Annotated in this window: 19 protein-coding genes; 9 read left to right on the top strand and 10 right to left on the bottom strand. The window is 68.2% G+C overall.

What is annotated here, in order from left to right:
* Positions 1-6: 6 nt before the first annotated feature.
* From H7A72_RS03950 to H7A72_RS03940, 3 genes are read left to right on the top strand one after another with little or no spacing between them, the layout of a single operon-like run.
* Positions 7-1938 carry a heparinase II/III family protein gene (locus H7A72_RS03950; protein ID WP_185221710.1) on the top strand — a complete coding sequence of 644 codons (1932 nt, stop codon included), beginning with the start codon at positions 7-9 and terminating at the stop codon, positions 1936-1938.
* Complete coding sequence (locus H7A72_RS03945) at positions 1928-3112, top strand: glycosyltransferase family 4 protein (protein ID WP_185221709.1); 1185 nt, start codon at positions 1928-1930, stop codon at positions 3110-3112. Before H7A72_RS03950 ends, H7A72_RS03945 begins: the two co-directional genes overlap by 11 nt.
* A gap of 2 nt (positions 3113-3114) precedes the next feature.
* A complete protein-coding gene (locus H7A72_RS03940) occupies positions 3115-4455 on the top strand; it encodes an O-antigen ligase (RefSeq protein ID WP_185221708.1) in 1341 nt (446 codons plus the stop codon).
* On the opposite strand, the gene H7A72_RS03935 is transcribed toward H7A72_RS03940, so the two are convergent.
* The 3 genes from H7A72_RS03935 to H7A72_RS03925 are packed head-to-tail and all read right to left on the bottom strand — an operon-like array spanning position 4435 to position 8292.
* Positions 4435-5913, bottom strand: a complete 1479-nt coding sequence (locus tag H7A72_RS03935) for a lipopolysaccharide biosynthesis protein (protein WP_185221707.1) — start codon at positions 5911-5913, stop codon at positions 4435-4437. The genes H7A72_RS03940 and H7A72_RS03935 overlap by 21 nt on opposite strands.
* Complete coding sequence (locus H7A72_RS03930) at positions 5913-7079, bottom strand: glycosyltransferase (RefSeq protein ID WP_185221706.1); 1167 nt, start codon at positions 7077-7079, stop codon at positions 5913-5915. Before H7A72_RS03930 ends, H7A72_RS03935 begins: the two co-directional genes overlap by 1 nt.
* Entirely contained in the window at positions 7072-8292 is a 1221-nt protein-coding gene (locus H7A72_RS03925; protein WP_185221705.1) for a glycosyltransferase, read from the bottom strand. Before H7A72_RS03925 ends, H7A72_RS03930 begins: the two co-directional genes overlap by 8 nt.
* 190 nt (positions 8293-8482) lie before the next feature.
* On the opposite strand from H7A72_RS03925, the gene H7A72_RS03920 reads away from it, so the two are divergent.
* A complete protein-coding gene (locus tag H7A72_RS03920; RefSeq protein WP_185221704.1) occupies positions 8483-9847 on the top strand; it encodes a hypothetical protein in 1365 nt (454 codons plus the stop codon).
* A gap of 26 nt (positions 9848-9873) precedes the next feature.
* Here H7A72_RS03920 and H7A72_RS16860 read toward each other — a convergent pair whose 3' ends face one another.
* Positions 9874-11265: an acyltransferase family protein gene (locus H7A72_RS16860; protein WP_255494296.1), complete on the bottom strand. Its 1392-nt coding sequence runs from the start codon at positions 11263-11265 to the stop codon at positions 9874-9876.
* Entirely contained in the window at positions 11262-11858 is a 597-nt protein-coding gene (locus H7A72_RS16855; RefSeq protein ID WP_185221702.1) for an acyltransferase, read from the bottom strand. The genes H7A72_RS16860 and H7A72_RS16855 overlap by 4 nt, the downstream gene beginning before the upstream one ends.
* A 188-nt stretch (positions 11859-12046) precedes the next feature.
* Here H7A72_RS16855 and cysD point away from each other — a divergent pair, with 188 nt between their 5' ends.
* Complete coding sequence (gene cysD / locus H7A72_RS03905) at positions 12047-12961, top strand: sulfate adenylyltransferase subunit CysD (protein WP_185221701.1); 915 nt, start codon at positions 12047-12049, stop codon at positions 12959-12961.
* Positions 12962-13086: 125 nt separating this feature from the next.
* The gene (locus H7A72_RS03900; protein WP_185221700.1) at positions 13087-14373 is read left to right on the top strand and encodes a sulfate adenylyltransferase subunit 1; all 1287 of its coding nucleotides are present in this window, start codon (positions 13087-13089) and stop codon (positions 14371-14373) included.
* A gap of 23 nt (positions 14374-14396) precedes the next feature.
* Here H7A72_RS03900 and H7A72_RS03895 read toward each other — a convergent pair whose 3' ends face one another.
* From H7A72_RS03895 to H7A72_RS03885, 3 genes are all read right to left on the bottom strand, one after another.
* Entirely contained in the window at positions 14397-15749 is a 1353-nt protein-coding gene (locus tag H7A72_RS03895; RefSeq protein ID WP_185221699.1) for a hypothetical protein, read from the bottom strand.
* A gap of 217 nt (positions 15750-15966) precedes the next feature.
* On the bottom strand, positions 15967-16812 hold the full coding sequence (locus tag H7A72_RS03890) for a nucleotidyltransferase family protein (RefSeq protein WP_185221698.1): 846 nt from the start codon (positions 16810-16812) through the stop codon (positions 15967-15969).
* Positions 16809-17084 (bottom strand): hypothetical protein, encoded by a 276-nt coding sequence (locus H7A72_RS03885; protein WP_185221697.1) that lies wholly within the window; start codon positions 17082-17084, stop codon positions 16809-16811. The genes H7A72_RS03890 and H7A72_RS03885 overlap by 4 nt, the downstream gene beginning before the upstream one ends.
* 380 nt (positions 17085-17464) lie before the next feature.
* Here H7A72_RS03885 and H7A72_RS03880 point away from each other — a divergent pair, with 380 nt between their 5' ends.
* Entirely contained in the window at positions 17465-18298 is an 834-nt protein-coding gene (locus H7A72_RS03880; protein ID WP_185221696.1) for a hypothetical protein, read from the top strand.
* A 128-nt stretch (positions 18299-18426) separates the two neighbouring features.
* On the opposite strand, the gene H7A72_RS03875 is transcribed toward H7A72_RS03880, so the two are convergent.
* A complete protein-coding gene (locus H7A72_RS03875) occupies positions 18427-18615 on the bottom strand; it encodes a hypothetical protein (protein WP_185221695.1) in 189 nt (62 codons plus the stop codon).
* A gap of 12 nt (positions 18616-18627) precedes the next feature.
* Between H7A72_RS03875 and H7A72_RS03870 the strand changes: the two genes are divergently transcribed.
* Entirely contained in the window at positions 18628-18870 is a 243-nt protein-coding gene (locus tag H7A72_RS03870; RefSeq protein ID WP_185221694.1) for a hypothetical protein, read from the top strand.
* A 124-nt stretch (positions 18871-18994) separates the two neighbouring features.
* Here H7A72_RS03870 and H7A72_RS03865 read toward each other — a convergent pair whose 3' ends face one another.
* The gene (locus H7A72_RS03865; RefSeq protein WP_185221693.1) at positions 18995-20155 is read right to left on the bottom strand and encodes an NADP-dependent malic enzyme; all 1161 of its coding nucleotides are present in this window, start codon (positions 20153-20155) and stop codon (positions 18995-18997) included.
* A gap of 464 nt (positions 20156-20619) precedes the next feature.
* On the opposite strand from H7A72_RS03865, the gene H7A72_RS03860 reads away from it, so the two are divergent.
* Positions 20620-21369 (top strand): helix-turn-helix domain-containing protein, encoded by a 750-nt coding sequence (locus H7A72_RS03860; RefSeq protein ID WP_185221692.1) that lies wholly within the window; start codon positions 20620-20622, stop codon positions 21367-21369.
* Positions 21370-21428 lie beyond the last annotated feature (59 nt).

Raw genomic sequence — 21428 nt, 5'->3', positions numbered from 1 at the left:
TCTCACGTGCCTTCCCCGACCAGTGTCATCAAGGACGTGCGGGCGCTGGGGACCTCGGCTCCGCTGCGTGCGGTCTACGAGGCCTCCAAGCGGACGAACGGCCACAAGTTCCTCTTTCGGCCCGTCGCTGGCGGCCACCGCTCCCAACCTCTGGACCTCGGTCACCACACGCCAGCCTCCGATGTCGCCCGCGAGCGTTGTCTGGCGGATGCCCGCCTCGTCGTTGACGAGGGCACTCGAGTCTTCGGCACCCGAGCAGCAACTGGTGCATCGGTGAGCTGGGCGATGGACCCGCTGACCCAGCGGTGCTGGCCCGAGGACACTCCGTGGTGGCAGATCGACATCCGCACGGACGCCCGGCTGTCCGACGTCAAATGGGTCTGGGAGGCTGCCCGTCACCGCGACCTCGTCGTGCTGGCGCGGGCCGCGACACTCGAGCCGGACGGACCGTGGCTCTCCCAGCTCGAGTCGATGCTCGTGCGGTGGTGCCGCGAGTGCCGCCCCGAGGAGGGGGTCAACTGGTACTCGAGCCTCGAGCTCGCGCTGCGCGCGATCGCGTGGAGCCAGGTGCTGCGGCTCGTCGGCAATCGCCTGCACGGCGGACTCAGAGCCGAGCTCGACGACCAGCTGGTGGCCAGTGCCCGGCACATCATGGTCGAGCTGCCCTACACGATGACGAGCATGAAGAACAACCATCTGCTCGGCGACGGGCTCGGTCTGGTCGTGATCGGCAAGCTCTTCCCGGAGCACCGGAGCTCGCAGCGGTGGCAGTCGATCGGCGACCGACTGATGCTCAAGCAGCTCTCACGACACATGCTGCCCGACGGGTCGATGATCGAGGACTCGCTCTCGTACCACCGCTTCGTCCTCGAGATGTTCATCGTCCGTGTCCTCGTCGGGGGCGCACCTGACGACATCACCACGGCGATGCGCACGTCGTCGGAGCATCTCCTCGCCTTGGGTGTCCTCGACGGTGCGGTCCCCCAGTACGGCGACTGGGACGAGGGGCGGGTCCTCACGGACTCCGCCCCCGCCGGTGACGTCGCCGGCGCCGCGCTGCTCGGGCTGCACCTCAGCGGAGGCACGACCCCTCCCACTGCGTGGGACCGATACGACGAGCTCGCGTGGTACGCGCAGCCGGACGATGCCCGCCTTGCGGACAACCAAGCGTCCCCCGCCACCTGGGCGAGCGGGCACTTCTCGGGCGGCCGTCGGGGCCAGTGGTCCGTCTGGCTCAAGCGCGGCGTGACGCCGTCGCACCAGCACGCGGACCTGTCCTCCGTCTGGATCCAGCACGAGGGCGAGTGGGTCATCCAGGACCCCGGGACGGGCACCTACAACGGGCCGCTGGCGGTCCGTGACGGCTTCAGGACCACGGCCGCCCACCCGGTATGGCGCCCGTCAGGCGGTGATCTCCTCGGCCCCCACCGCGCCTTCCGCTGGGAGCGACCCACCGTGCCCGCGGGGCACGCACACCTCGACACTCCCGACCTGACGGTGCTGTCCGTCTGGCACGACGGTTTCGCCGAGGGTCGCTGTGTGCGACTGGTGCTCGTCGAGGAGCGCGGCGTCACGGTGATCGACCGCCTGCCCGGCGGCGCGCGGGCGTGGGTCCAGACCCTCCCCGAGGGGCCTGCGGCCGCCTCGCTCGTCGGCGCAGACGGGCCGACCACCACGGGGTCGGACGCTCCCTTCGCCGGCTGGATGAGCCACACCTACGGCGACTGGCAGCCGTCCCCATGGCGCCAGATGACCGCCGACGGGGGGTGGACCGTGTGGGGCGCGGGGTCACCCCGTGCTCTCACAGCCAGCACTCGCGACGCGGTCGAGTTCGACGGCGGGCGCATCACGCTGGTCGAGCCGGAGCATGGCGCCGCCGTCGAGATCGTCCTCGACGGCACCACCCACCACATGGAGGCGCAGGCCCATGGCTCGTAATCGCCGTGTCCTCGTCCTCAACCACTTCGCAGCGCCGCGTGGCGAGGCCGGGGGCACCCGGCACGTCGAGCTCTTCAGCCGACTGGAGGGCTGGGAGCACCTCATCATCGCGAGCAATCTCAACCCGCAGACGGGACGCAAGGTTGGCGACAGCGACGGCTTCGTCACCGTGCCCGTGGTTGGGTACTCGAGCAACGGCATCTCCAGAATCCTCAACTGGGTGAGCTATGCCGTCACGGCGACCTTGCGCGGTCTGCGGGTGGGTCGCGTCGACGTGGTCTACGGGTCGTCGCCCCACCTCCTGGCGGCGTTAGCAGCCTGGGTCCTCTCCGTCCTCAAACGAGCCCCCTTTGTCCTCGAGGTCCGCGACCTGTGGCCCAAGGTGCTCGTCGACATGAACCACATGAGCGAGAGCTCCCCGATCTACCGGGCACTCACGGTCCTGGAGGAGTTCCTCTACGCCAGGGCCCGCACCATCGTCATCATGGCCGAGGGCTCGCGCACGGAGCTGGTGGCCCGGGGCGTCGACGAGGACAAGATCGTCTACATCCCCAACGGCGCTGACCCGGAGGACTTCGTGCCGAGCGCGCCACGTGATGAGCTGCGGGCACGCTACGGCTTCGACCGACTGACTGCCGTCTACGCCGGCGCCCACGGGCCGGCCAATGGGCTCGACCTGCTGCTCGACGGCGCTGCGAAGACTGCTGACGTCGACGTGGTCCTCGTCGGGGGCGGTGTCCTCAAGGACTCGCTGCGCGCCGACGCCGAACGTCGAGGATTGACCAACGTCCGGTTCATGGACCCCATCGCGAAGGACGAGATCCCTGATCTGCTGGCCGCCGCGGACATCGGGGTCCACGTCCTCGCGGACGTCGAGCTCTTCCGGAGCGCGGTGAGCCCGAACAAGGTCTTTGATTACATGGCCGCAGGGCTTCCGACCCTCACCAACTGCCCGGGACTGGTCAGCGACCTCGTCGCGGAAGCGGGAGCGGGCGTCCCCGTCCCGCCCACCGGCCTGGGGCAGGGACTGCGGCAGATGGCGGACCTGAGCGATGCCGAGCGAGCGGCTCTCGGCGCCTCCGCGACGGCGTGGATCTCGGCTCATCAGTCCCGCAGTGCCATGGCTGGCAGACTTGCCCAGCAGTTCAACGTCTCCGTCCAGGCAAAGGACTGACCATGGCAACCGGCAGGACCCACGATGCGGTGACCGCGCCCGTTGACGGCTCGACGGCATTTGCCGACGACACCCCCGCGCCGGCACGGCCCGCTGATCGGTGGATCCGCAGGGCCCTCATCGCGATGCCTACGCTCGCTGCCCTCGGGTCCTTCGTGTCCGCATCGCCCGGCTCCTCCGGTACCGCCAACGGCTACCGCGTGGTCACGGCAGTGGCGCTGATACCTGCCCTCATGATGCTGACCCGCGCACCCAACCGAGGTCTCGCGACGAAGCTGCTCCTGGCCACCAGCGTCGCCTTCGCGGTCTGGGGGGCCGTTGGACTGTCGTGGACACCCGCGCCCGGCGTGGGCCAGCGCCAGCTGACCGGCATCTTGCTCGCGATCGCCGGCGCCTGGGTCGCCATCGGCCTGACAAGTGCTCGGGCCGCGACGGTCCAGCATCTGCGCACAGGCTTCGTCCTGGCGGCCTTCGTCCTGACCTCCATCGGGCTGTGGCAGTACGCGACGGGCGTCAGCCTGTGGCGGATGGCCGGCCAGACGATCCGCTTCGACGACAGCCTGCTCATCGGCAGCTTCGTCAACCCCAACAACTTCGCTGCCTTCCTCCTCGGCTGCGCCGGCCCAGTCCTGAGCTGGGCCCTGTCGGCGAAGGGGATCCGCAAGCCTTTCGCCGTGACGCTCTTGGCCGCCATGGCCTTCGTCATCCTGGGTACGACCAGTCGCGCCGGCGTGCTCGGTCTGGTCGTCATCGTGGTCTCGGTCCTCGTTATCGTCATGATGCAGGCGCCCAAGACCCAGGTCCCGGTGCTGTTCACGCTGGTGACGATCGCCCTCGCCACGTGGGCGGTGTTCTCCCAGCAGATCACTGCCGGGCTGGCGACCGCCTTCGCCGGCGGTACCGGCGGCAGTGACGACCTTCGGGTCTCCCTGAGCCAGACCGCAGTTCACTACTTCTTCGACTCCGACGGTCTGGGTATCGGTCCCGCCGGATTTCAGGAGCGGTTGGCGCTCGAGACCTCCCAGAGCGTCCTCGCGACGCACAACACCTTCCTGCAGATGGCCGCGGAGTACGGGTTCCCCGTGGCCTTGCCTGCATTTGCTCTCGTCGCCGTCATCGCGACGTCCGCTCTCCGCTCCCCCAACCGGTCACAAGCACTCGTCGACCCCGCACGCATCGAGATGGTCGCAGGGATTATCGCCATCTGCGTCGGTGCTGTGGTCGCCAGCTCACTGATCGCCGACCCGAGCTGGTGGCTGCTCATCGGCTACCTGGTCGTCCTCACCCGGCAGTCCCGAGGTCAGGACGACGCGGCCGGCAAGTCACCCGCGCCGGCGAACTAGGGCCACCGTCTGACGGATCTGACGGCGCTGGAGGAGGCACCATCCGGCTGCGAAGGCCAGCGCCACGATGACATCCACCCACAGGCTCGGCGAACGTTCGTTCAGTTCCCACGAGAGCACGGCCATGGTAATGGTTCCCGCGATGAGCACCGAAGTCAGGACGGTCCAGCCCTGCTGATGCTGGCGCCACGCCCGCACGTACAGAACGGCAGCGATGAGCGTGGTACCCACCGCATACCCCGCCGCGACTCCGACGACGCCCCACGCGCTGGGCATTAGGACCCAGACAGTCGCACCGGCCAGGGCACCCGCGACACTGGTGACGCTCGAATAGGCGATCCCGCCCCGGGATGAGATCGATATGGCTCCTTGACTCGGGGATGCGATGCTCCGGATCATCCCGGGAAGCAGGAGGAGCGGGATGAGGATTGCCGCATCCGCGTAGGCCGCCCCCCAGAGCCCGTGCACCAGTGGCCGTGCCCCGACGACGACGAGGCCGTAAAGGAGCACCATGACGGCTGTCAGCACGCGGGTGGCGTGGTCGAGTTGCCGGTGGACGGAAGACCGATCTCCCCGACCGAAGGCCTCCGCCATGCTGGGGAAGAGAACCTGCGCCAAGGAGTTGGCAATCATCGCCGCGGGTGCAGCAAGGACCATGGCCGCGGCGAACTGCCCCGCCTCGTCATGACCAGCAACGGCTACGGCCACGATCATGGCGAACTGGGCAAACCCGGCACTGGCAACCGTGCCGAGCGAACCCCACGCCACGAAGGCATCGACCTCTCGTTTGGCAGACGCATCCAACGCACCACGCGACCTCCACGGCCAACACGCGAGGGAGTAGGCGCCGTACGACAGCGAGAGTGCGCCGAGCACGAGGATGTTGGGGAGAGGGGTCACCAGGACGAGCAGCACCCCGGCGATCGAAAGAGAACTGGCGAGCGTGTCCCACTTGAGTTGACGCGACGTCTGCCCGGCTCCGTAGTGGACACCCCGAGTGAAGGCGTAGCACGAGTAGCTGATCACCAAGAGGCCCACGACGAGCCCCTCGGGCAGTGATCCCCCGAGGAACATCCAGATCGGCACCGCGCACAGGCTGAGCACGACGCTGGCCTGCAGCGTCCGCGTCCCGAGGAAGTGGGCGACCGCCTGGATGTCGCTGCCCTCGCCCCGGGCCCTTGCGATGAATCGACTCGCACCTGCGCCGACGGTCGTCGGCCACGCCAAGGAGAGGAGGTTGGCCAAAGACATCCCGCTCGACACCAGCGCGAGGGTGGCAGGGTTGGTGAAGCGCCCGACGAGGAAACTGGCGAGAAAGCGGACACCTCCTTGGAGGACGACACTCAGCAGGGCTTGTCCACCTCGAGTGGCGATGCGGGCCTCGGGGGGGGACTGCAGGTCGATCGGGCGAAACATGGACCGGATCGGCGAGCCCGGGCGCTGCGCATCCTGACCCATCAGCCACGCGCCCCGACGACGGCCTGGTAGAGCCGGACCTCCTGCAGCGCAAGACGGCCCCAGCTGAAGGTCTCCGCTCGGGCACGGAGGCCCGACCGCGGCTCGTCGAGTGCCATGACAATCCGGGGAGCTAGCCCCTCGACGCCTTCGCTGTCCGGAGCCAAGAATCGCTCATCACCCACGGACTCGATCAGACCGCCCACCCTGGTGGCCACGGCGACGGCCCCGGCCGACTGAGCCTCTAGGACCACGCAGCCCCACCCCTCGGAACGGCTGGGGACGACGATGACGCTGGTCCGGGCCATGACCTCGGCGACGCGCTCCCGGTCGACGTGCCCGTGGAAGGTCACGTCCAGGTCCTTCGTCTCTTCCTCGAGCTGTGCCTTCAGCGCACCGGCGCCGACCACCTCGAACCGGGCCGCAGCGACTTCTGAGGCGACCTCGTGGAAAATCTGTGGCAGGCGGTCTGCTCCCTTGACCGGCGCCAGCCCTCCGACGAATGAGACGATCGGAGAGGTGTCGTCCTTGGGGCCGGGCGTGAAGAGATCGGTGTCGACACCATTGGGGATCACGTGCGCATTGCCTGCCGGCGCCCCCAGTGCGATGGCTGCATCGCGCAAGGCCTGACTCACGTAGATGACGGCGGCAGCACTGCTGAGCGCCTCCACGAAGCGAGCCGGGTCGCGCCGCATGTTGACGTTCACATCACTGCCGTGCAGCGTGACGACGTAGGGCACACCGGTGCGCTGCGAGACCTCGTGAGCGATGATGCCGGCCTTCGCCCGATACATGCCGTGGGCGTGGATCACGTCCACGGGGCTCTGGGCCTGTGCGATCACTGCGTCGGCGATGCGACGTGCGTGCTTGCGGGTCGGGGCCCACCGCGAGGTCTTGACGTAGTCGGCCACGCCGAGACGGAAGGTCGCGTCGTCGAAGGGACTCCCGATGGGCTTCCCCAGGGATCTACCGCTGGCTCGCAACAGGGTGCGCAGGGCCACGCTGGGTCGTGGCCTCAGAGCCAAAAGCTGCACCTGGACGCCCCGCGATCTGAGCGCGTTGACGCGCTCCAGGACGAAGGAGCCCCCTTGCGGGTGACCGAGGGACGGGTAGAGGTCGGAGAGGACGAGGACTCGAGGCAGATCCGCCGACGTGAGTTCGTCAACCACGGGGAACCTTACGGTGTGCAAGCAAGGAGTCGACACGGTCCAAGACCGCGCCGAACTCCTTTTCCCAGGTCAACTTCGCGTCCGCGGTTCGATAGCAGTGACCTGCAAGTTGCTCGATCTCCCCGCGTTGGAGTCGGCCGATCTCCAGCAGAGCCTCGGCGATGCCTTCCTCCGTTACGGCCGTGAGCCAACCAACCCCGTGCTCGCGCACGAAGGCCCGGTTCTCCGGGAGGTCCCCGGCGAGGACCGGCCGACCTGACGCCACCGTCTCGATGATCTTGTTCGACAAGGAGTCGTTGCCAGGGTCAGACGCTTCGTACAGGGCCAGACCGATGTTGCCGCGGGTATACATCTCGGACACCTGGTCGGACTCGACTCCGTCCAGCAGTTCCACCACTCCGTGGAGGTCCTCCGCCTCGATGAGGGCGCGCAGGTCAGCGATGTACTCCTGCCGCCCGGTACCGACGATCGTCAGGAGGATGTTTCCGGTTTCACGGTGCACGCGGCCCACCGCGCGGATCATCATCTCGAAGGCACGCCCCGGGAACAGGGCCCCGACCGTCACGATGCGCAGGGGCGGACTCTGCGGTGGCTCCACCCACCCGTGTCTCCAGTTGCTCAGCGGGGCATTCCGGACCACAACGGCCCCGCTGACGCCCAGACCATCCTGCAGGAGCGCGACGTGACCCGGTGTGACTACCGACACGACTCCCGCCTTCGGTGCGGCAGCGCGGATGAGGGTGGGCTCGATCCAGCTAAGTGCACCGAAGAGCGAGCCGCGCGCTTTGACGGAGGCAGGTCGCTCATTGATGTCTAGGACCAACGTCGAGCCGAACTTGGCCCGATGGGCCAGAGCCACCGGGATCAGGTGCACCCCGGTGACGTGCACCACCTGCGCGGGTGTCGCTCTGGCAACCACGAAGAGTCGAAACAGTGCCGGCAGGTAGGACAGCAGCAGGTTGTCGACCTGGGTCGCACGCGACAGGCCCATCTTCGGTCGCCGCACCCGCACGTGGTGAGCGGTGATCGAAGCACCAACGCTCGAAACACCAGCGTTCACACGCGTCGACGTCCGGCCTGCGCTCTGCATACCCAGGAATCGGACTGCGTACCCTGCCTCGGCATAGGAACGAGAAGCTTTGCGAGTGCGCGTGGCATAGCGAAAGGGTGCCAGCGAGAGCACAAGTACGGATCCGGGATTGCCGCTGGCCACGGGGCACCTTTCGTCGGAGGAAAATCAGCGTGGATGGGGCCCGCGCGCACCCGGGCGAGCGTCCCCCGACCGGGGACAGCATATCGACTGCAGAGCGGCTCGGTCCGCGTCGATCAACCGTCACCAACGACACTCACCTGGCATAGGATTCCGGCGACAATGCGTCGGCGACTTGCCCAGGAGGGCACACATGGTCAACCGCGAGAACATCTACTTCCGCTCACCAGCGATCGTCCAAGACCTGCTGTCCAGCGCCGCCGGGGCCGGCGTCGACCGCACGCGCTACAGCGGCACGTACGAGGAAGCCGAGTGGGAGTACAAGCAGCGCGGGGGGTGGTCCGCGTCGGCCCTGTCAGCCTTCGCCCTCAGCCGACGAGCCCAAACCCTGGCCTTGGCGTCCGAGACTCCCTACTACCGAGACGTGTTTGCCGGTCTCGGAGCCGAATGGTTTGAACTGGTCGATGACGCGGCCTTTGCGCAGATCCCGGCCACTCCGAAGTCCGACCTGCGTGAAAACCCCGAGGGCTTCTCGCCGCGACCCGTCGCGTCCTCGGACGCGACGACACGCACGTCCGGGACGACGGGCTCCTCCGTCGAGATCCTGCGCAGTCGGTCAGCAGTCGACGAGCAGTGGGCCGTGTGGTGGCGGTACCGCGGCTGGCACGGCATCTCTCGCGACGAGCCGTGTGCGCTCTTCGCAGGGCGCCGGATCATGCGCGCCGACCAGGGCGCGCCCTACTGGCGCCATAATGTGCCGGGTCGCGAACTCCGGTTCAGCACTTATCACATCTCGTCCGACTCAGCTCCGGCCTACGTCGATCGACTCAACCGGTTCGCGCCGCGCTGGATTCACGGGTTCTCCTCTGCCATCTCCAACCTCGCGACCTGTGTCATTGACCAAGGGCTCGAGGTGGCGGCCCCCATCAAGTGGGTGTCCCTCGGAGGTGAAAACGTCACCACCCTGCAGATGGAAACCATCCGCGAAGCCTTCGGCGTGCAGCCGATCCAGCACTACGGACTCGCCGAGGGGGCCGCCAACTTCTCCACGTGCACAGAAGGCAGGCTCCACGTGGACGAAGACTTCGCGGGCGTGGAGTTCGTGCCCGAGGGCGATGGGGTCACCCGGGTCCTGGGAACCACCTTTGCCAACCGAGCTCGCATACTCCTCCGCTACGACACCGGGGACCTGGCCACCTTGTCGGAGTCGATGCAGTGTGGCTGCGGGTTCGGCGGGCGGATCGTTGCGAGCCTCGACGGCCGTGGCGACGAGACGATCACCCTGCCGGATGGCCGACTTGTCGGCTCCCCCGAAGATGCCTTCCGCACTGACATGGGGGTCTCGCAGGCCCAGCTACTCCAGCGGAGGGACGGGAGCATCGTCGTCTCGTACGTGCCCTCGGCGGCCTGGGCACCCGACTCGCTGGCTCGCGTGGAGACAGCCCTGCGCAACTTTCTCGGCCACGAGATCTCGATCTCTTTCCGCGAGGTCGAAGATCTCCCACGCACGGCGGGCGGCAAGGTGCGTCTCGTGGTCAAGGAGCCCCTGCCTGCCTGACCTCGATCTCAGCGCTCGAATCGAGGTCAGGACAGCGCTAGGCCGCGGACGAACTCGTCCGCCAACTGCGTGCTGCCATACGTCGAGATGTGCAGACCGTCCCGGTACCACCAGTGACCGTCGCGGTAGGCCGAGCATGACCCGTCCGGGCACAGCTCCTCTTCGAGGTCGATGAGGACGCCGTCGGCGGCATGCGCAGATTCGGCCGCTGCCTCGAGCCCGTTGGCCTGCTCGGACCGGTACTCCGCGGTGGAGACTTCTCGGTTGCACGCGGCAGGGTCGTTCTGGAACCACGAGACGGTGGCGCACTCCGCGGGGTGCCACCACGGTCGGCCCTCGCCCGGCAGATGCGGCACCGGGGCCACGACGACAACCTGGTGACCCGCCTGCTTCACCGCGAGAGCCCCCGAGACCGAGCCGCTCTTCCACAGCAGCTCCTTGGCATCGAGATCGTCCGTCCACCGGCCGTCGGGCGCGCGCACCGCGGCGGATTCCTCGTCGATGGACTCAGAGGCTGCGGCGAGCACGACCGTCCCGCTCTTCTGGTCCTTCAGCCAAGCCTTCGCGTCCGCGAGCCAGTCGGCGCACTCCTGACTGGCAGAGGAGGCGGCCTCACCCACGCGCACGGGAGCATCGACGACCGGGCACCCTCCCCGCGTCGCGACAACGAAGGGCCGGTCGAGTTCCTCCGCGGCCGCCACGAGGGCCTCGGTGAACTGACCTGCGTTGGAGTCCCCCATGAGGTAGATCGGGTCGCCCGGTCGGTCTGCCCCCCACGTGCACTGACTCACGTCTCGAGTGGACATCGGTCCCTGGAAGCCGCCGCACAGGTTGGCCTTCTCGGGGTTGGGTTTCAGCTCTGCAGTCGAAGCCACCACAGACTCGCTCCACCACGATTTCTGACCGCCGAGGCCCAGGGCACCAGCCGCCAGCGCAGGGACGAGCACCACTGGCACGATTGGCACCAGTCGGCGGAGCCGGCCGTCCCCGGCGCCGTGCCGCCAGCGCTGTTCGACGTACCTGTACGAGGCCAGCGCGAAGCCGTAGGACACCACGACGAGCACGAGGATCGCGAGCGGCTCCTGCCCGACAACTCTCTTGCCGATGACGATGACCGGCCAGTGCCACAGGTACCAGCTGTAGGAGATGTCTCCCACATGGACTGCCGGCCTCGTCGACAGCAGTCGAGTCACCGGCCCCACGGGGCCGGACAGGATGACGAGCACAGAACCCACGACGGGCACCAGGGCGTGGTAGCCGGGGAAGGGCGTCAGCTCGCTGTAGCTGAAGAGCGTCACGAGGAGCATCACGAGACCCACGACCCCGGCGGCCTGCGTGATCCTGCCGGGCGCCCTCCGACGTGCCTCGGCACCGAGAGCCAGGAGGGCACCCGCGCCGAACTCCCAGAACCGGGTCACGACAGAGTAGAACGAGAAAGAGTCCCCCCCCGGACCACATCCGTCCACCCCAGAGTCAGCGCCATGGCCAGCAGGAGCGAGCACGTGCTCACGATCCCTACCGCGGCGAAGGCCCCGAGCCGGGCCCGCCCTCTGCGCGCCAGCACTGCGCCGGAGGCGACGAGCAGCGCCGGGAAGACGAGGTAGAACTGCTCCTCCACGGCGAGCGACCACGTGTGCAGGAAGGGGTTCATCTGGACGTGCGGGCTGAAGTAGTCGGAGGAGAAGTACCACAGCGAGAAGTTGCTCATCCAGAAGACGGCCGCCAGACCCGTCGCCGCCGACTGCGCCTGGATGCCCACGGGTGAGACCAGCAGCGCCGACAAGACGGCCGTCACCGCGACGCAGACCGCCAGCGGTGGGAGCAGCCGGTAGACGCGTCGGACGTAGAACTGCGTGAAGCTGAAGGTCCCGGATGTCACCCCTCGTCGGATGAGCCCGGTGATGACGAAGCCCGAGATGACGAAGAAGACGTCGACGCCCACGTAGCCACCGGGGAGCAGATCTGGGAAGGCGTGGTTGACCACAACAGCGAGGACGGCGAAGGCCCTCAACCCCTGGATGTCCCGCCGATGGTGTGCTGGACGTGCCGTCAAACTGTCCCCGCGCTCGACCATTGCTCGAGCTGCCCACTTCGTCACGAGGAAGCATCGTACGCAGACATCCAACACCTGAACACGAGTTTGGACATCCATAACAGACAGTTATGCTCCGAGGGTCCCGTTCGAAGAGAGGTTCCCTCGTGCCCACTGCCGCCCCACAGGCTGCCCTGACGCACCTCGACGTCCTCGAGTCCGAGTCGATACACATCATCCGTGAGGTCGCTGCGGAGTTCGAGCGCCCCGTCCTGATGTTCTCCGGCGGCAAGGACTCGATCGTCATGCTCCGGCTGGCCGAGCGAGCCTTCGCCCCGGCCAAGATCCCGTTCGGACTGCTCCAGGTCGACACCGGCTTCGACTTCCCCGAGGTGCTCGCTACCCGCGACCGCTGGGTCGAGCGCCTGGGCATCGAGCTGCACGTCGCCTCCGTCGAGCAGGCGATCGCCGACGGCATCGTCATCGACGACGGCAAAACCTCTCGCAACCGGCTGCAGATCGGCACCCTGCTCCACGCCATCGAGGAGCGCGGCTACACCGCAGCCTTCGGCGGCGGCCGACGCGACGAGGAAAAGGCACGCGCCAAGGAACGCATCTACTCCCACCGCGACGACTTCGGCCAGTGGGACCCCAAGAACCAGCGCCCCGAGCTCTGGTCGCTCTACAACGGGCGCATCCACGAGGGCGAGCACATGCGGATCTTCCCGCTGTCCAACTGGACCGAGCTCGACATCTGGCAGTACATCGGCCGCGAGCAGCTCGACATCCCCGAGATCTACTACTCCCACCAGCGCAGCGTCTTCGAGCGCGACGGGATGCTGCTCACCGCGAGCGAGCACAACCCCCTTCGTCCCGGCGAAGAGGCCCGCGAGCGGACCGTGCGCTTCCGCACCGTCGGCGACCTGACGCTCACCGGCTGCGTCGAGTCCGACGCCAGCACCGTGGACGAGATCATCGACGAGATCTCCGTCGCCCGTCTCACCGAGCGAGGCGCCACCCGTGGCGACGACCGCTTCAGCGAGGCCGCCATGGAGGACCGCAAGAAGGAGGGGTACTTCTGATGGGTATCCAGACTGAGACGTCATTTCGAGGCTCGTCGCAGAGCTCCTCGCACCTCAATGACCGGGAGGGGACACAGGACCCTTCGAGGCTCGGCGCCGGGGCGCCTCGCACCTCAGGGACCGTGGTGAAGAGTGACCTCGACCTCGGGCTGCTGCGCGTCGCGACGGCCGGGTCGGTCGACGACGGCAAGTCGACGCTCATCGGGCGGCTGCTGCTCGACAGCAAGGCGATCTTCGAGGACCAGCTCGAGGCCGTCGAGGCGACGAGCAAGGCCAAGGGCCACGACCACACCGACCTCGCGCTGCTGACCGACGGCCTGCGCAGCGAGCGGGAGCAGGGCATCACCATCGATGTCGCCTACCGCTACTTCGCGACGCCGCGGCGCAAGTTCATCCTCGCCGACACCCCCGGCCACGCGCAGTACACCCGCAACATGGTCACGGGAGCCTCGACCGCCGACCTGGGGCTGGTGCTCGTCGACGCCCGCCACGGGCTGACCGAGCAGTCGCGCCGCCACACCGTGCTGCTGTCGCTGCTGCAGGTCCCTCACATCACGCTCGTGGTCAACAAGATGGACCTCGTCGACTACGACGAGTCCGTCTACACGCAGATCCGTGAGGACTTCCTCGCCTTCACCGAGCAGCTGCACGTGCCGGCCGTCGCGACCTTCCCCATCAGCGCGCTCGTCGGCGACAACGTCGTCGAGACCAGCGACGCGATGCCCTGGTACACGGGCACGAGCCTGCTCGAGCACCTCGAGACCGCCGAGAGCGCCGACCTCTTCGAGACGAAGGGCGACCGCTTCCCCGTCCAGTACGTCATCCGTCCGCAGCAGGGCGAGCACCGCGACTACCGCGGCTACGCCGGCCGCGTCGAGGCGGGGACATTCCGCGTCGGCCAGGACGTCGTCGTCCTGCCGAGCGGGGTGCGGACAACCGTCGCCGGCATCGACACCCTCGACGCCACCCACGACCAGGCCGTCACCGGGCAGTCCGTGACCCTGCGTCTGGGCGACGAGGTGGACGTCTCCCGCGGTGACCTCATCGCCGATGCGGAGCACGCCCCCGAGGTGACCCGCGAGATCACCGCGACCGTCTGCTGGATGACCACGGGCACGCTGCACAGCCGGCAAAAGCTCCTGCTCAAGCACACGACCCGCACGGTCAAGGCGATCGTCGACGGCCTCGGCGCACGCCTGGACGTCAACACGCTCGAGCGCGACGGCGAGGCCAGCGAACTGGGGCTCAACGAGGTCGGGACCGTCTCCCTTCGCCTGTCGCAGCCGCTGGCGGTCGACGCCTACGCGACCCACCGGTCGACGGGCTCCTTCATCCTCATCGACCCGGCCACCGGCAACACCGTCGGCGCCGGGATGATCTCGGGCACCCACGGGGTCGAGTACACGATCTGACGTCGGCGCGGACGATCTCCGCCTCAGACCTCGTGCAGCACGAGGCGCAGCTTGCCGCTGCCGGTGCGGGTTAGCTCGTCCACCTCCTGGAAGATGAGCGGCACCTCCTGCCCGAGGCTCTCGCGCAGGTCACGCTCGAGGTCCACAACAGCGCCGTCTCGCCAGGAGGGACCCCGGACGAACGACACGACGACCTCCCCCGACCGTCGCTGGAGCATCTGGATCCCAGCCAGACCGAAGTCCCCCACGAGGGCGTTTTCGGGAGATCGGACCACGCGCCCATCCGGCAGGCGAATCGTCTCGTCTCCCCGCCCATCGATGCAGCGCACCACGCGGCCGCCGAAACCGCACGTGCAGGAATCTCCAGCGTCAACGCGCACCACGTCGCTGGTGTCGTAACGCAGGAGGACACGAGCACGGTTGGCGAACGACGTCCCCAACACACGCGACGTGCCGTCGCCGAGGGGGTCGAACTCGACTCCAGCGAAGTCCTCGTCGACGTGCAAGAGACCGTGCGCGCACGTCGACAGGTTGGCCACCCCTTCGGCCAGCCCATAGTGCTGGATGGGGCGTACACCAAAGGCTGCCTCGATCATGTTCATCTGACGCCTCGTCACGTTGTCGCCGCCGAGGGTGATCCAGCGGACGGGCGCCGTCACCTGCAGGCCGGCCTCGAGAATCTCGGAGGCCAGCAGCGAGATCGACGAGGCGAAGCCGTGGATCCACCGGGCCCCATAGGTGTTGAGCCGGTCGACATACGCCGGCGCAGTCGTCCGGCCGATGTGGTAAGAGCTGAAACGCAGTTCGTTGCCTAGGAGGTTGTGACGCCAGTAGACGTTGCGCTGGCTCTCTCGCATGATCCGCTTGCCCCCGAAGAAGGCACAGCGCTCGCCGCGCTCGATGCCGTGCCACCCGCGGTAGCGCCACCAGACGGCCCACTGCTCCTGGACGGCCGTTTCACTCCGGAGGACGGTCAGCGACACCCCAGTCGTCCCCGACGTGCGTCCGTGGGTGTCCGTGGGCAACGCCTTGCGCGGCGCGAAGGCCTCAGGGTCGTCGCGCAGCGCCTCCTTGGTGGTGACCGGGATCTGGGCGAAGGCGTCATCGTCCATGAGCTCGAACCAGTCGGCCCCCAGGTCACGCAGTACGGAGGCGTAGTACGGAGTCGACGACGCCAGCGCCAAAGTCTGGGCGCGCCGCAACCGCGCGAAAACCCTCAGGCGATCGGCATTCCAGTCACCGCGGAGACGGTACTCCTCCTCCAGCTCCCGGTAGAGTCCCGAGTACCGCTGGCGTTGCGCCACAGCGCCTCCTGCGAACATCACGACATTTTGCAGCGCACGTGGCGACTTGTAGAACACCTCGTTGATGGACACGAACCCACCTGCTTCCCCCTGGGCGATGCTGCCCGTCGCCTCCACATCGTCAGGAACGCATCCCTGAATCAGGGCAGCAGTTCAGGGTCCGGCAAAGGGCGCGGGTGCGCAATAGCACGCTGTGATATACAGTGCGCGCCTAGGGCGCACCCAATGACAGATGCCTCTGCGGTCGGGCTCATGACGACAGCCCACCCAGCTCACGTGGCCGACGTGGCTACCGCGCGAACGTGCGCCTGATACGCACCCACAGAACCTGCTGCGGGCTGCGGTAGGGGACGCCATGGGTGTGTGCCCAGAAGCGGGCGACGTCGGGGTCGAGGGTCAACTGCTCCCACACGACCCTCGGGGCGTGGCCGGGGGCCCGCTGCAGGATGTCGCGGACGAGGTCCAGCGAGCTGTTGCGCGCGCCCCGATCCACCCACTGCCGATAGCCCTCGGGAGCGGGCTCACTCGGCTCGCTCCCTCCGAGCGCGGTGATGAGCGGTGCCGCGGTGTGCCGCGCACCCACACCCCGGGCCGCGGCCTCGACAGCGTCAGGGCGCATTTGGACCGCAGCCTCGACGACCCGACGCGCGGCCTCCGCCCGGGAGCCGTCCTTGAGCAGCTTGATGGCATTGAGCCCCTCGATGATCAGGGCGTGCTCGCGGCCGACCGTCACAGCATCGTGGTGGGCGATGGAGACGCTCGTGCGCGAGGGCCACAGGACGTCGAAGGCGTCGCCTGCCAGGAACCCCGAGAAGTGGTGGTGCAGGTCGAGCGTCGCGGGAAACTGCGGGTGCCGGAATGTCGTCGAGTAGATGATCTCGTCCAGGGCCGGCGGGAACCAGTGCGAGATGATCGACCACCCCGCTTGGGCGAGCACCTCGGTGGCCGCGGTCCGGTCCTGGTGTGCGACGAGCAGGTCGATGTCGTTGCTGTGCTTGGGCTTGCGCACCCCCAGCTCGACGAAGGCCGGCCCCTTGATCACCAGCGAGCGGATGCCCGCGTCGTCGAGCAGCCGCTGCAGCAGGACCGTGCCCAGGGGCACGGCCTCGGCCAGGGTCAGCGGGATGCTGGTCACGACGTGACCTCCTCGACGACCCCGACTGCACCCAAGGACTCGACGAAGCTCGCGACGAAGGCGGCTTCCTCCCCTTCGTCCACGACGCCTGCGGCAGCGATCTCAAGGTCCGCCTGCGCGACCGGGCCGTCCCCGAGGGCGGTCCACAGCGCGGCGAAGGGAGCCTGCACGTGCATCGGCACCGCCTCCGCCCCGCGGCGGGTGTCGACCAGCGCGACGCGGTGGGCATCACCCACCCAGGCAACGCCGTGGGCGATCCGCCAGCGCGTCACTGAAACTCCTTCATCGACTGGCCCGCCTTCGTGACACTCGATCGGCGCACGACCACGCTTGTCCTCTTGGGGATTGTGTCACCACGCACCGCTCCGCGCCCTCGCGGTCCGCTCCCTCCACAACGGGCCAGGGCGCGCCGTCACAGCAGCGCGCCATCACCATGGTCAATCGGCAACCAGCTGCTTCGACCGCGCCAATCATGCCGTCTCAAGGCGATCGATGACGGTCGCTGCTGCCCCTGTTCGCTCTTGGACCTCGCATGGAGCTCGCATAGATCTGTCACGTGAAATTGCAGGATCTTACATACACCCGCTGGCGCGGATGTTGACGTGCTCAAGGTGTCCTTGATCTTGGAGCCAATGCAGCGCAAGATGCCTGCATGAGCACCTCGCACACCCCGACCGGCAGCCCCTCTGAGGTGGCGCCAGCGACCGTCGCGGAGACTCGCGACGCGTTGATCGACAGGTCTCGCCGCGACCACGCGCGTGTCCCACACAACTTCGTCCAGCGCCCGCGTAGCCCCAACACGACGTCCCGGGTGGCGCCTCTCGCCACCTTCGTGAGGAACGGCGACACCCGCGGCCTGAACGCCTTCCTGCTCCTCCACACCGTCATCACCAGCGGCGCCTCGCCAGAGGGATGGAGCACACGACTCCCTCTCCAGGTCTGGGCCCGGGCGTTCAACACCGTCGCCACCGCCTCGGGGAGCTCGGCCACCTCAGCAGCCACCAAGATCCTGACTCGTCTGGAAAGGCTCAAGCTCATCGAGCGGCAGCGTCAGGGCAGGGAACGACAGGTCAAGGTGACGCTCCTCAGCGCTGATGGATCGGGAGACCCCTACCTCGCCCTGACAGGTCAGAGCGAGTCGTCCCGATTCCTGAAGCTCAGCAACGACTACTGGACGGAGAGATGGGACGAGCGGCTCACCTTGCCCGCGATCGCCACATTGCTGGTCGTCCTGAAGGAGAAGCCGCGCTGCGCTCTGCCCACGGAGCACTTCCCCGCCTGGTACGGATGGTCTGCTGACACCGCGATGCGCGGCTTCCGGGAGCTCGAGGACAACGGGCTGATCACCATCGACCAGGACTTCGTCACGGCACCCCTGAGCCCCACGGGGATCAGCCAGCGCAACCTCTACACGGCCAGGCCCCCCTTCGACGCCGCCTACCGCAGCTTTGTGGGCGCGCGTTCAGCACCCCACAAGCCGGCATGAGTACACCTGTCCGCCGGCGGGCCTGGGTCGACGAGTCCGAGTCCGACCGCACGCGGGACCCCGGCACCTACATTCTTTCGGCGGCTGTGGGACCCGTGAACTCTGAAGATGCGGCCCGTGCCCGAATGTCAGCCTTGCGCCTTCCGGGCCAAACCAAGTTGCATTGGCGCGACGAGCGGAAGCGCCACGCGCAACTGGCTCGGGCGGTCGCCGAGTGCGACTTCGAGCACCTCGTCGTCGTTCGAACCGGAGTGGCGGACGAGCGGCCCGAGCGCCGCCGACGGAAGTGCCTCGAGATCCTCCTCCGTGAACTGCACACGATGTGGTCCGTGACCGCGGTGACCCTCGAGTCACGCGGCCCTGCGGATGATCAGCGCGACATCGACTTCGTCAACGTCCTTCGCGGTGGTCAGCGAGTCGACCCGAGCGTGCGAGTGGAGCACGTCGTCGGCCGCGACGAACCACTGCTGTGGATCCCCGACACCGTGTGCGGCATGGTCACGAGCCAGCGGCTCATGGGGGCAAACCACATCGACGTCCTCGACGGCCGCATCACGATCATCGACGCCTGATATGCCGCGAGCCTCGGGCCCTGTCGTCCGGCAGGAAATCCCGAGGCTCACTTCCTCTCCCCTCGCAAGGGGGAGGCTTGCCAACAAGTCTAGGCGACGGGCGGCGCAAAGGTCGAGTCTGGAGTCACCCCGCGTGGGCGGCGACCGCAGCGGCCACCGCCTCGGCGACCCCCTCTTGGAAGACCGGCGGGACGATGCAGTCGGGCGTCGGCTCCTCGACGAGGTCGGCGATGGCGCGGGCGGCGGCGAGCTTCATCTCCTCGCTGATCTGCACCCCGCCGGCGTCGAGCGCCCCGCGGAAGATGCCGGGGAAGGCGAGCACGTTGTTGATCTGGTTGGGGTAGTCGCTGCGGCCCGTCGCGACGACCGCCGCGTACTTGTGCGCGAGGTCGGGATGGACCTCGGGCGTGGGGTTGGCCAGGGCGAAGATCATGCAGTTGTCGGCCATCGAGGCGACCTGCTCCTCGGGCACCGAGCCGCCGGAGACACCGATGTAGACGTCGGCACCCTTGAGCGCGTCGCCGATGGTGCCGGTCTTGCCCGAGACATTGGTCGTCGCCGCGAGCATCTCCTTGTGCGCCACGAGGTCGTTGCGGTGCTTGCCGATGATGCCGCGCGAGTCGCAGACGACGACCTCGGTGACGCCCGCGAGCTGGAGCAGCTGGGTCACGGCGACGCCGGCCGCACCGGCGCCCGAGACGACGACGCTCAGCGTCGACATCTGACGGTCGAGGACCCGGCAGGCGTTGATCAGGCCCGCGAGCACGACGATCGCCGTGCCGTGCTGGTCGTCGTGGAAGACGGGGATGTCGAGCCGCTCGCGCAACTTGCGCTCGAGGTCGAAGCAGCGCGGCGCCGAGATGTCCTCGAGGTTGATGCCACCGAAGCTCGGCGCCATGCGCGCGATCCCGTCGACGAGCTCGTCGACCGACCCGGACTCGAGGCACACCGGGATCGCGTCGACCCCGCCGAAGTGCTTGAAGAGGACCGCCTTGCCCTCCATGACCGGCATCGCGGCGAGCGGGCCGATGTCGCCCAGGCCCAGCACGGCCGTGCCGTCGGTGACGACGGCGACCGTGTTGTTGCGGGCGGTGTACGCGCGCGAGAGCGCCGGGTCCTGCTCGATCGCCAGGCACACGTCGGCGACACCGGGGGTGTAGAGCAGGGAGAGGTCGTCCTCGTCCCGCAGCGGCTTCGTGGCCCGTACCTCGACCTTGCCACCCTCGTGGGCGACGAACTGCGGTGCAGTCAGGTCGAAGGTGGTGGTGGGCTCGGACGCAGACACGGCAGACAAACCTCGGCAGAACTCGGTGAAGCAGATGGTGGGGGCGCCCTGCAGCGGCCGGGTGGGGCCACGACGGGCGGCGGGTGAGCCGAGCGCAATCCTCGCACATCGGGCGAGCGGGTTTCGAGGCTCCTTCGTCACACGTGGGGCGGGCTGGTTTCGAGGCTCCTTCGTCGCTCCTCAACCAGCGGGGGTCGTCGCACCTCAACCAGCGGAGGTCGTCGCACCTCAACCAGCAGAGAAGGTGCGATGATCAACATCGGACACGATCTGGTCAGATTCGGACACATGGCCAAGAGTCAGGAGATGGTCAGTTGAACCTTGAAGGGCAGCACACCAGCCTCCGGGGGGAGACGCCGAGCGCACCGGCGGCCGCGTGGCGCCCCGTGACGGACGACATCCGGGGGCGCCACGTGGCGGGACCAGCCACCGTCGACGTCGACCGACAACGCCACCCCGTCCACATGGCCCTCGTACTCGAAGGCGCCTGCCGGCTGCGGCACCACGACGGCACCGTCGTCCCGCTCCCCCACTCCACGCTCCTCATCGAGCCGACCCACGCCACGATCGAGGTGCTCGACGGCGCCCGGCTCGGGCTGGTGAGCTTCCTGTCCGTCGCCTCCGGCCCCGGTCTGCTCGAGACCGCGCCCGGGCTGCGTCAGCTCGCCCCCGTCGACCCGGCCCTGACCCGGGTCACCGAGGTCGTCGCCGCCTGGGTCCTCGCGGAGCCGCCGACCGGGACCTTCGCCCGCCACATCATCGACCGGACCCTGCGGGACCTGGTGGGCGGCCTGATCCTCGACAGCCGGTTGCGTCCGGTGACCGCCCCGGAGCAGAGCCTCTACTCGGCAGTCCTGCACCACATCGCCGACCACTACGCCGATGCCGACCTCGGCCCCGAATCCATCGCCGCCGCCTTCAACGTCTCGCCCCGCCATCTGGCTCGCGCCTTCCAGGAGGAGGCCACGACCATCACGGCGAGCATCGCCTCGACCAGGGTCAGTGTCGCGGCCGCGCTCATCGGCCAGCAGCCCGAGCTGGGCTTGGCCGAGGTCAGCGCCAAGAGCGGCTTCTCCTCGCTGCAGGCAATGCGCCGCGCCTTCCGCGCGGCCGGGCGTAGCTCCCCTTCGGCGATACGGACGCTGTCCGCGCAGCGCCACCGCGCCGCCAACTGCTCCCGCCGCGACGTCGACACCACGGGTGATGGCCCGTGACAGGGCTCCGGTCTACGATCCAGTGATCGAGGCACAGTCGGCGCCTCCCCTTCGCCACG

The sequence above is a fragment of the Janibacter sp. YB324 genome, from assembly GCF_014217915.1.
In the GTDB taxonomy this organism is placed as follows: domain Bacteria; phylum Actinomycetota; class Actinomycetes; order Actinomycetales; family Dermatophilaceae; genus Janibacter; species Janibacter indicus.
Note: the sequence above shows the minus strand (reverse complement) of the source record. Positions and strands in the feature narration are given on the sequence as shown.

Bases quoted from the DNA above. Each gene is read 5' to 3' on its own strand.
- H7A72_RS03940 (WP_185221708.1), top strand. From the start codon at position 3,115: ATGGCAACCGGCAGGACCCACGATGCGGTGACCGCGCCCGTTGACGGC.
- H7A72_RS03880 (WP_185221696.1), top strand. From the start codon at position 17,465: ATGAGCACCTCGCACACCCCGACCGGCAGCCCCTCTGAGGTGGCGCCA.
- H7A72_RS03860 (WP_185221692.1), top strand. From the start codon at position 20,620: ATGGCCCTCGTACTCGAAGGCGCCTGCCGGCTGCGGCACCACGACGGC.
- H7A72_RS03935 (WP_185221707.1), bottom strand. From the start codon at position 5,913: ATGGGTCAGGATGCGCAGCGCCCGGGCTCGCCGATCCGGTCCATGTTT.
- H7A72_RS03920 (WP_185221704.1), top strand. From the start codon at position 8,483: ATGGTCAACCGCGAGAACATCTACTTCCGCTCACCAGCGATCGTCCAA.
- H7A72_RS03945 (WP_185221709.1), top strand. From the start codon at position 1,928: ATGGCTCGTAATCGCCGTGTCCTCGTCCTCAACCACTTCGCAGCGCCG.